7 protein-coding genes are annotated in these 11,254 nt (G+C 30.0%); 3 read left to right on the top strand and 4 right to left on the bottom strand.

The window, feature by feature from the left end:
- Together VJY38_RS06795 and VJY38_RS06790 are read left to right on the top strand one after the other, a co-directional pair.
- Positions 1-1,521: T9SS type A sorting domain-containing protein (locus VJY38_RS06795; RefSeq protein WP_353679925.1), on the top strand; the 1,521-nt coding region annotated here is incomplete at its 5' end.
- Positions 1,522-1,591: 70 nt separating this feature from the next.
- Positions 1,592-2,593, top strand: a complete 1,002-nt coding sequence (locus VJY38_RS06790; RefSeq protein ID WP_353679924.1) for a hypothetical protein — start codon at positions 1,592-1,594, stop codon at positions 2,591-2,593.
- 433 nt (positions 2,594-3,026) lie between these two features.
- Here the strand turns inward: VJY38_RS06790 and VJY38_RS06785 are convergent, their stop codons facing one another.
- The 4 genes from VJY38_RS06785 to mnmE all read right to left on the bottom strand — a co-directional run bounded on the left by VJY38_RS06785 (position 3,027) and on the right by mnmE (position 8,394).
- A complete protein-coding gene (locus VJY38_RS06785) occupies positions 3,027-4,136 on the bottom strand; it encodes an SIR2 family protein (RefSeq protein ID WP_353679923.1) in 1,110 nt (369 codons plus the stop codon).
- A 212-nt stretch (positions 4,137-4,348) separates the two neighbouring features.
- Complete coding sequence (gene rsmG, locus VJY38_RS06780) at positions 4,349-5,029, bottom strand: 16S rRNA (guanine(527)-N(7))-methyltransferase RsmG (RefSeq protein WP_353679922.1); 681 nt, start codon at positions 5,027-5,029, stop codon at positions 4,349-4,351.
- A 15-nt stretch (positions 5,030-5,044) separates the two neighbouring features.
- Positions 5,045-6,919, bottom strand: a complete 1,875-nt coding sequence (gene mnmG, locus VJY38_RS06775) for a tRNA uridine-5-carboxymethylaminomethyl(34) synthesis enzyme MnmG (protein WP_353679921.1) — start codon at positions 6,917-6,919, stop codon at positions 5,045-5,047.
- Between the two features lie 107 nt (positions 6,920-7,026).
- Complete coding sequence (mnmE, locus tag VJY38_RS06770; protein WP_353679920.1) at positions 7,027-8,394, bottom strand: tRNA uridine-5-carboxymethylaminomethyl(34) synthesis GTPase MnmE; 1,368 nt, start codon at positions 8,392-8,394, stop codon at positions 7,027-7,029.
- A gap of 184 nt (positions 8,395-8,578) precedes the next feature.
- Between mnmE and clpB the strand changes: the two genes are divergently transcribed.
- A complete protein-coding gene (gene clpB, locus VJY38_RS06765) occupies positions 8,579-11,197 on the top strand; it encodes an ATP-dependent chaperone ClpB (protein ID WP_353679919.1) in 2,619 nt (872 codons plus the stop codon).
- Positions 11,198-11,254: the final 57 nt, after the last annotated feature.

The raw sequence follows: 11,254 nt of genomic DNA, 5'->3' as shown, positions 1-11,254 counted from the left end.
TCCCCAAATGGAGGAGAAGCATGGATAGCAGGAAGTCAACAACAAATACGATGGAATAGTTCTAACGTTACATATATTAAGATAGAATACACAACAGACAATGGTAAAACATGGATAACAATCATAAATAATTTTATAGCAAATACTGGTAAGTATGATTGGGTAGTTCCCTATGTAACATCAACTGAATGCAAGGTAAGAATAAGTGATACAAATGATTCTGCAGTTTTTGATATAAGTAACTACACTTTCTCTGTTTTTATCTATCCTATAATTAATCAAATAAATACCGTCATTAGTTTTTCAAATTCAAAAAGTGAAAAGGATTATAAAATATTTGGTATACCTGGGAATTCAAGTATATCATTGTCTTCACTTTTCAAAAATTTGAATTATGGCACCGATTGGAAAGCATTCTGGGACAATGGAGAAGATTTGGAGTATCCAAATTATTTGATTGAGTTTGACAACACATCTAAATTCTTACTTGAACCAGGCAAAGCCTTTTGGGTAGTATCCAAGTATAGTATACAATTAGATATTGAAACAAAACCTGTTAGTTTAGATAATACCCATTCTTACTCTATAAAATTACACCCCGGTTGGAATTTAATATCAAACCCATTCGAAAAAGTTATTTTATGGGATTCAGTAAAAAAAGCTAACAATATTACTCAGCCATTATGGGCTTATAATGGAAATTACTATCAATCAAATGAATTAGAACCTTTAACAGGGTATTATTACTTAAATAATACGGATTTAAGTTCTTTAAAAATACCCTATTTTTCAACAAATCAACACAACATAAGTAAAACAAACTATATGAATAGAAATTTAATATCAATCATTTATCTTCTTGATGATTTATCTTATAGAGATTCCTTGTTATTCTTTATAAATAATAATGCTCAACATAAAATGGATATTTTTGATGTTTATGCCCCCGGTATTAATATTGAAGAGGACATTGTTGTTATCGATTCAATCTCTTCCCCAAGATTAAAATATTTAAAAGAAATTCATGAACCTGAATTCAATAATAAGATATTTAACTTAAGAATTTTTAATAGTAACAAAAAGACACTATTTATTAAAGCAAAAAATCTATCTAATTTCAAATTATACCTTGTTAATGAAAATCAAGAATTACCTTATGAATTAGAAGGAAATTTTAAATTGCCATTAACATCCGGGATTTTAAATTACAAGATTTTATTTACAAGAGATATTAAATCTGCATTGAATAGTATAATTAGCAATTTTTCATTACAACAAAATTATCCTAATCCTTTTAATGCAATTACTATAATAAAATTCTCTGTACCTAAATCAAGTTTTGTTAATGTTACTGTTTATGACATACTTGGAAGAGAAGTATCTGTTCTAATCAACGAAGAAAAATCACCTGGAATTTACGAAGTTGAATTTAATGCTTCTAATTTACCAAGTGGTATTTACTTTTATAGAATGCAAGCAGGCAATTTCTCTGAAACGAAAAAGATGATTTTATTAAAATAGTTACAATTGACACTTCAGGAAATAGTAAGTTTTAAATGATTTTCAATAAAATATTAGATCGGAGGTAAAGATGAAAAAAATTAATTTTTTATTATTAGTGATAATTATACTAACTGGTTGTGCCGGGGCAGAATTTATTAATGTAAAAAGAGTAAGTAAAAGCGAAACACAAACTGTTAAAAAAGATATTACAAAAATATTACAGTTAACTAATCCAAGATTTCTCGATAAAGTATTATCCACTATGACATTACCGGATAATCTCTTTAATAATATTACGCCTGACGATAAGATTATTATTCAAAGTGTTGATCGAAACTATGTATCTGATGAAGATTTACAATTAGTTGTATATCGTGCACTCATTGATAAGCTTTTAAAAAAACATATTACAATTTTAGATCGGGATGAAAATATCTTATCTGCGTCATTTGCCGAGTCAGATAATCATTTCGAAAAAAGCTGGCTTGTATATAAACAAAAGTATGCAGATTCTCTGGTTTCTTTTAGTAATGAAAAGTTTTTAAAAGCTACAAAAATATTAGGCTATAGAATACTTGAATTTGGCCAAACATTTGTCCCTATTGATACAGTCATTCTTCAAAGAATAGGAATTGTTGAATTAGAAATCCGTCTCGTAGATGCAAATACTACTCAAATTTTATATTTGGATCGAATATATAACACTTATCACGATCACATACCACTGAAAGACTATCAAATAATAGCAGATTTACATTTCGGTTTTATTTCAGATGCACTACCTCTTGTGAAAAATGTACAAACCAAAAATATACTTAATTTACCAGTAGAAGAAAAAGTAACTACACTACCTGATGTAATTGAAATAACTTTTCTTAGAGGAACCCGTGAAAGCGATGTAGAAATTATACATCGTCAACTCAATAAAATAATTGCAAGATTTCAAGTTCCAAGGAAAGAGTTTAATAATATAGAGTATGTTTACTCACTAAATTTAGTTGATGATAAAAATATTCCACTACCTCCTGGTGATTATAGCATATTTATAGATAATATTTTAGTTCATACATTCACTTACAAAGAACAATAGTTAAAAATGGTCTAAAAAGAATTGATTATTTAACCTCAAAAGTAACTTTTTTGTATAGAATATTTGCTTAAAAGAAATTTTAATAAAGAGTATTTTGGATGTTATATGGAAACCTATAATCACAGCATATAATATTTTATTAATTATCATAGAGCAAACATTATATACGATTGATTGGAAAATATTTTTCAATTATTATTAACTTTATCGAAGAAAATAGATACGAATATAAAATATAAATTTAATACTGTGAATGGCTATATGACTGTTGATTATTTTATTATTGCTTAAGGACAAATTATTTAGTGCTTTTTTAGCACGATAAAATATCCATACAATTAGTAAACTAATTGAATTTATTAATTAATAATCACATTAATCTGGGAAAAAATAACTTATTAAAACTGATAAATAATTTCTCGAATTGTGTATATTAAATAATTTTTTCTATTATATTCTTCTTCAGCAACTCTTCGAACGATATGTTTATAAATTTAGTATCTCTGGATATTGATTTGTAGCTTAATTCGAGTGATTCTTTCTTTTTGGGATTTATGGCTATTACTTCCGTTCCATTCTGAATGTGCTTTTTGAATAATGCAATTATATGTAAATCTGCATCGGACATTGAATATCCAATAAAAATAATTCTTTTTGTAGAACGAATTTCTCGTGATGCTTCAACCAATAATTGTGATATTACTGGATGATGCAAAGTTTTTAAATATGATGGCGGCATAATTAAGGTTTCAAAATCAGTTCCATCTATTGGGCATCGAAATTCATACTCTTCTTTATCGGGATATGTGTAACCAAGAAACTTTCCTTTATTTAAATCTATTTTTCGATCCCATGGTGTAAGTAAAGTCAAATTACAGCAGTTACAATATTTCCAGTTCAAACTACCATGAAGTTTAATAATTTTTATTGGAATAGGATTAACATTTTCATTCACAAGTACTGGCTCACGTGGATTGATCCAGAAATTAAAACTCTTTAATTGTGGAATTCTTTCATAATTCATTAATTGAATACAATAATCAAGATAATAATTTTGTTTAAATAAAAACTCAAATGATTGCTCAAGAAGTGTATCATAATTCAATGTTATAATCGATGAATTCGGAACATGCTCTGATAATAATTTCCAGAATAAGTGATAATAATGACTATTTTTATCTGTATTCAAATTAACAATGTAATGAACAAGTTTTATTAAATATTCTTTAATCTCTCTTATGCGAGAATTTGTGTATTTAGAATTAAGACTTTCATTATGCTGAATAAAATAATCAAGAAAACCAAATACTGCTTCGAGTCGAGGATATAAATTTAATTTTTTATTGAAATCAAAATTATCTGTAATAAATTCAAGTACAATTTTTCCTATTTCAGAATTTTTTATTTCTTCATTTTCATCAGATAATATTTGTGGAAGTATATCTCTCTGAAGTGGAACACCATCTGGATGAGATGCACCTGCACCAAGAACAAAAACTACATCTCGTTGCTGAGGATATTTAATAAATTTTTCAATCTTCATTATTAACTATTATTAAAAACAAAATAAAACTTTTGTTTTGTTATCTAAATAATCACATCTAATCGGTATTATACGGAATCAACCTTAATTTAATTGTGAAGTAACAATTTGAATTTTTTCGAACAAGTAATTTTATTTGGTTGATATGTATAAACAAATATTGATGTATCAATTCAAATAAATAAAATTACTTTAATAAACTAATTAACAATTTATTTATTAATCTCAAAGAGGATTAATTTTTTTCCTTTTTCGTTGCGAGTGTTAGTTGGTTTGTAGGCAAGTTCAAATATTGTTGATTTCTTTATGTAAGCTTTGTATTTAAGTTCTGCAGCATTAAATTCATCATTTAAATCGCCCCCCTTTATAGAAGCTATAAACGATTTTTCTTTCAATAAAGGAAGTGCATAACTAAAAAGAATAATAAGTGGAACTGTTGCACGACTTATTACAAGATCAAAAGCCTGTGAATATTTTTGTCTGAACTCTTCACTTTCTACTCTACAATTTTCTGTTGTTACATTATTCAATTTAAGTTTTGAAATAAACTCTTTTACAGCATCAATTTTTTTTGCAGTAGAATCAACAAGAACACCTTTTAAATGTGGACGAGTTATTGCAAGAGGAATTCCAGGGAATCCACCACCTGTTCCAACATCTAAAAAGTTATTTATTTTTTGAGGAATAAATTCAGAAACAAAAGAGGAAATGAAAACGTGGTTCTCGATAATTTTTGAGATATCTTTGCGAGAGATTAAATTAACTTTAGAGTTTTTTTGTGTTACAAGAACAGCAAAATTAGCTAATCTTTCAAGTTGATACTCATCTGGGTTAATATTGTTTTCCCAGAAGAGCATTTTTAGTTCACGTAAATACTGCTCATAGGAATTCAAAGAAAAACCTCAAAATTAGCTTTTCAAATATACTAATAAAACTGAAATATCTGAAGGAGTAACACCAGAGATTCTTGAAGCCTGACCAATTGACCTTGGTCTTACTTTACTTAATTTTTCTCTCCCTTCCGCAGAAATAGCTTTCAAATTAGAATAGTCAAAATTTAATGGAATTAGAACATTTTCTAATTTTTCCATTTTTTCAATTAATTCCATCTGCCTTTGAATATATCCATCATACTTAAATTCAATTTCAATCTGTTCAATAGCTTTTTTATCATTTAATAAATCTACGATTTCGCCATTTTTGTTTTTAATAAATTCCAATAAATCTATCAAATTAATTTCTGGTCTTTTAACAAGTTTATCTACTGTTTCAGCATTATCAATTGGAGTTGTATTCTTTTGTATTAAAAATGGATTAATATCAGTAGGCAGAATTTTTGTTTTACTTAATAATTCTTTTGATTTTGTAATTAATACTTCTCTTTCTTTAAGTTCATCATAAAGTTCTTTAGGAATTAAGCCAAATTCATAGCCATATTTCAAAAGTCGCCTATCAGCATTATCCTGCCTTAGAATCAATCTATGTTCAGCTCTTGAAGTAAACATACGATAAGGTTCATCAGTTGATTTTCCAACCAGATCATCAATTAAAACACCAATATATGCTTCACTTCTTTTTAGAACAAATTCTGGTCTTTTTTGAATTTTCAATGCAGCATTTATACCTGCAACAATTCCCTGTGCCGCTGCTTCTTCGTAGCCAGAAGTACCATTAATTTGACCGGCGAAATAAAGTCCTTCTATTAGTTTTGTTTCTAACGTTAAATCAACTTGATGAGGTGGGAAAAAATCATATTCTACTGCATAGCCTGGACGAACCATTTCAACATTTTCGAGACCTTTAATTTTTCTTAGTGCTTCATATTGTACTTCTTCTGGAAGTGAGCTTGAAAATCCATTAATATAAATCAAATCGGAATCCAATCCTTCTGGTTCAAGAAAAAGTTGGTGACGTTCTTTATCTGAAAAACGATAAATTTTATCTTCAATAGATGGACAATATCTTGGTCCTCTCCCTTTAATTTTTCCAGTAAACAAAGGAGATCTATCAAAACCTGTTTCTAAAATTTGATGGACAGTTTTATTTGTATAAGTAATATAACAGCTAAGTTGAGGAAGATAAGGGAATTCATTTTTAGGTGTTCGAAGTGAAAATGGTTGAGGTGGATCATCCCCTTTTTGTTCTTCGAGAACATCCCAATTTATTGAATCTTTTTTAAGTCTTGGTGGAGTTCCAGTTTTAAGTCTACCAGCTTCAAAACCTAATTTAATTAAAGATTCAGTTAATCCAACGGCTGGGGGTTCACCAAAACGTCCCCCACGAAAGATTTTTTCTCCGGTATACATTAAACCATTAAGAAAAGTCCCGGTCGATACAATTAACGCTTTACATTTAATTTCCTGGCCTTTTTGAGTTTTTACACCATAAATTTTTTTATCTTCGACTAATACTTCAATTACAGAGTCTTCAATTATATCAAGATTCTGAACAGAAAGAACTGCTTTCAAAGCTTCAATTGAATATAATTTTCGGTCATTCTGGCTTCTTCCTGCCCAGACAGCAGGACCTTTGGATTTATTCAATGTTCTAAATTGAATTCCAGATCTATCTGCGATTAATCCTATCATACCACCGAGAGCATCAATTTCGTGCACAAGATGGCCTTTAGCACTTCCACCAACTGCTGGATTGCAGGACATTCTCCCCATTGCATTTTTATCCATTGTAATCATAGCAACAGAACATCCCATCCTGGCAGGAGCTGTTGCTGCTTCGATGCCTGCGTGTCCACCACCAACAACTATTACATCATATTCTTTCATAATTCCCTTTCCGTTTCACGTGAAACTTTTTCGATTTTAATTTTATCTTATTCTTAAAATTTGCTTATATCTTTCAACTACAAACTCTTCCTGGTTTCACGTGAAACTTATTTACCTATACAGAATTTTGAAAATATATTATTTAAAATATCATCTGTTGTAATTTTACCTATTATTTCGCTCAAAGAATTTTCTGCATTTCTTAAATCAACGGCTATGAATTCACCTGTTAATTTTTCTTTAATAGAATTCTTTGCATTTATTAAATGCTCTTTTGCCTTTTTAAGTGCATTATAGTGACGAATATTTGAAACTATGGCTGTTTTTTCAGTATATATGTTTGAACCAATAGCTTTATCTTTTAACTTATTGAATAATTTATCGATACCTTCACCAGTTTTAGCAGAAATTCCTACATCAAAACGGGAATCGTTATTTGCTTTAATATCAATTTTATTTACTACTTTTAAAACTCTTTCTTCTGAACTTAGTTCAAGAATTTCATTATATAAATCTTCATCAAAACCTTTTTCTACATCATTTAAGAACAATACAATATCTGCTTCTTCAATTACTTTTCTGCTTCTTAATACTCCTTCTTTTTCAATAATGTTCTCAGTCGTTCTTATTCCTGCTGTATCATAGAGTTTAAAAAGTATTCCATCAATAAATAATTCTTCTCTTATAATATCTCTCGTTGTTCCCGGGATATCACTAACAATTGCTCTGGCTTCTTTCAATAAATAATTTAATAATGAAGATTTTCCGACATTTGGTTTCCCTACAAGAGCTACATTAACACCATCTCTAATTACTTTACCAAATGAAAAAGTTTTTAATAATTTTTCAATTTCTTCTTCTATTTCTGATATATTTTTTAAAATTTGTTCGACAGGTAAAAGTTCAATATCTTCTTCTGCAAAATCAAGTTCAAGTTCAATTAATGAAGAAGTATTTATCAACTTTTCTCTTAACAAATCAACTTTTTTAGAAAGAATTCCATCAAGTTGATTTCTGGCTCCTTTTAAGGAAGCTTCTGTTCTTGCATTTATTAAATCGGCAACAGCTTCTGCCTGTGCAAGATCAAGTTTTCCATTTAAAAAAGCTCTTTTAGTAAATTCACCTGGTTCAGCAAGTCGAATTCCCTGTTCAACAAGAAGAGAAATTATTTTTTCTGTAATTAACTGACTTCCATGAGTACTTATTTCAACTGAATCTTCACCAGTATAAGAATGTGGTGCTCTAAAGATTGAAATGAGAACATCATCTATAATTTCATTATTCTTATCAATTATTTTACCATAATGAATTGTGTGAGTCTCGCATTCAGAAATTTTCTTTTTACCAGAAAAAATTAAATCGACTTTTTTAAAAGTTTCAGGACCACTAACTCTTACAACAGAAATTGCACCAATACCGGGTGGAGTAGCAAGTGCAACAATTGTATCTTCGTTTTGTGATAAAACATGTGACATAAAAATTCTTTCAAGTTGAGTTACAAAATTAAAATAAATGGCAAGCAGTAACAAGGCAAAGAGTATTATTATATAATAATAAATAAAATATTACGAGTTAGTATTATTATGATTAGTATTTTTTTATTTAATATGAAACTTTATTAAATTAATTTTGTATTAGCAGAAAAAAATAGGTGACGATATGGCTTTTAACTTCAATAAATTCACAGTTAAAGCTCAAGAAACTGTTCAGGAAGCTGTAGAAATAGCACAAAATTATAATAATCAAATTGTTGAACCGGAACATATACTTGCTGCATTACTTCAGGATTCAACTGGAGTTGCAGTCTCTACCATTCAGAAAGCTGGTGGTAATATTAATCATATGAAAATAAAAGTAGGAGAATTACTTGAAAGATTACCAAAAGTAATAGGAGCTGGAATTGGCAGCCAACAACTTTCGATGAATACTGCTCGTTTGTTTGATCAATCTGCTGAAGAAGCAAAAGCATTAAAAGATGAATACATTTCTACAGAACATATACTTTTAGCATTGAGTGAAGATGGTGGTGCTGCTGGAAAGTTATTAAGAGATAATGGAATAAATAAAAATGTAATTTTAGCTGCATTAAAAGATATTCGTGGAACACAAAGAGTTACATCTCAAAATCCAGAAGATACTTATCAAGCTCTTAAAAAATATGGACGTGATTTGAATGAACTTGCTCGTTCTAATAAACTCGATCCAGTAATTGGTAGAGACGAAGAAATAAGAAGAGTTCTTCAAGTACTTTCCAGAAGAACAAAAAATAATCCTGTTTTAATAGGTGAACCTGGAGTAGGTAAAACCGCAATCGCAGAAGGTATTGCACATCGTATAGTTTCGGGTGATGTTCCGGAAACTCTTAAGACAAAAAGAATTGTTGCTCTCGACATGGGTGCATTAGTTGCAGGAACTCAATATCGAGGACAGTTTGAAGAAAGAGTAAAAGCAGTGGTTAAAGAAGTTCAGGAGTCAGATGGTGAAATAATTTTATTTATTGACGAACTTCATTTACTCGTTGGAGCGGGTCGTGCAGAAGGTTCAATGGATGCAGCTAACATTTTAAAACCAGCATTAGCTCGAGGCGAACTTCATGCAATTGGTGCAACTACTCTAGATGAATATCGTAAATACATTGAAAAAGATGCTGCACTCGAAAGAAGATTTCAACCGGTTTATGTAGCAGAACCAAGTGAAGAAGATTCAATTTCAATTTTACGAGGATTAAAAGAAAGATATGAAGTTCATCATGGAGTTCGAATTACTGATGGAGCTATTGTAGCTGCTGTTCAACTTTCGAATCGATATATAACAGATAGATTTTTGCCAGATAAAGCAATTGATCTTATTGACGAAGCAGCTTCAAAATTGAGAATTGAAATTGATTCGATGCCTGAAGAACTGGATGCTATCGAAAGAAAAGTTAAACAGCTCGAAATTGAACGTGAGGCTTTGAAAAGAGAACAGGATTCTGATTCTGCTTCCAGACTCGAAGAACTTCAAAAAGAATTAAGTCAACTCGAAGAAGAAAGAAATAGATTGAGAAGCCACTGGCTACTGGAAAAAGAAAAGATTCAGAAAATCCGATCGATGAAAAGTGAAATTGAAAAAGCAAAAGCTGATGCAGATAGATACGAACGTGAAGGTAATCTTGGTAAAGTTGCAGAATTGCGTTATGGTGTAATCAATGAACTTGAAAGAAAACTTAAGAAAGAAACAGAAGAATTAGCAGAAATTCAAAAACACAATAAAATGCTTAAAGAAGAAGTTGATGCCGAAGATGTTGCTGAAGTTGTTGCAAAATGGACTGGCATTCCAGTAAGTAGAATGCTTGAGAGTGAAAGAACAAAATTGTTAAGACTCGAAGAAGAACTTCATAAACGAGTAGTTGGTCAGGACGATGCAGTAGCAGCTGTTGCAAATGCAATTAGAAGATCTCGTGCTGGTCTACAGGATGCAAATCGTCCAATTGGTTCTTTTATTTTCATTGGAACAACTGGTGTTGGTAAAACAGAACTTGCCCGTGCACTTGCTGAGTTTTTATTTAATGACGAGCATGCAATGGTTAGAATTGATATGAGTGAATATATGGAAAAATTCTCTGTATCTCGTTTGATTGGTGCACCTCCAGGATATGTTGGCTATGAAGAAGGTGGACAACTTACCGAAGCTGTTCGTCGTAGACCTTATTCTGTAGTTTTATTAGATGAAATCGAAAAAGCTCATCCAGATGTTTTTAATATTTTACTTCAAGTACTTGATGATGGACGATTAACAGATAATCAGGGAAGGACAGTCGATTTCAAAAATACAATAATTATTATGACTTCCAATCTTGGCTCTCACTTAATACAGGAAAAATTAAGTTCGATTGATGAAAATAACTTTGAATATGTAATGGGCGAATTACGAATTGCTTTAACAGAATTATTACGTCAAACAATTAGACCTGAGTTTCTAAACAGAATTGATGAAATCGTTTTATTCAAACCACTTCTTAAAAATGAAATTAAAAAGATTATCGATATACAATTGCAAAGAGTTGGAAGTATGCTTGCAGAAAAAGGTTTATCACTCGAAGTTGAAGAAGATGTTAAAGATTTCCTTATGCAACATGGATACGATGTAACTTATGGTGCTCGTCCCCTTAAACGAACAATTCAAAAATATTTGATTAATCCTTTATCTACAGAACTATTAATGAATAAATATGAAAGTGGTGATACAATTGTAGTTCGTTATCCTGGTGCTGGAAGACTCGTATTTGAAAAGAAGTAATTAATAAACCAAACTTATATGATATAAATACTGGCTTTAGCTCTTTCTAATTGACTA

The organism is Rosettibacter firmus (assembly GCF_036860695.1).
GTDB lineage: Bacteria > Bacteroidota > Ignavibacteria > Ignavibacteriales > Melioribacteraceae > Rosettibacter > Rosettibacter firmus.
Note: the sequence above shows the minus strand (reverse complement) of the source record. Positions and strands in the feature narration are given on the sequence as shown.

Bases quoted from the DNA above. Each gene is read 5' to 3' on its own strand.
- clpB (WP_353679919.1), top strand. From the start codon at position 8,579: ATGGCTTTTAACTTCAATAAATTCACAGTTAAAGCTCAAGAAACTGTT.
- mnmE (WP_353679920.1), bottom strand. From the start codon at position 8,394: ATGTCACATGTTTTATCACAAAACGAAGATACAATTGTTGCACTTGCT.
- VJY38_RS06790 (WP_353679924.1), top strand. From the start codon at position 1,592: ATGAAAAAAATTAATTTTTTATTATTAGTGATAATTATACTAACTGGT.
- VJY38_RS06785 (WP_353679923.1), bottom strand. From the start codon at position 4,136: ATGAAGATTGAAAAATTTATTAAATATCCTCAGCAACGAGATGTAGTT.
- mnmG (WP_353679921.1), bottom strand. From the start codon at position 6,919: ATGAAAGAATATGATGTAATAGTTGTTGGTGGTGGACACGCAGGCATC.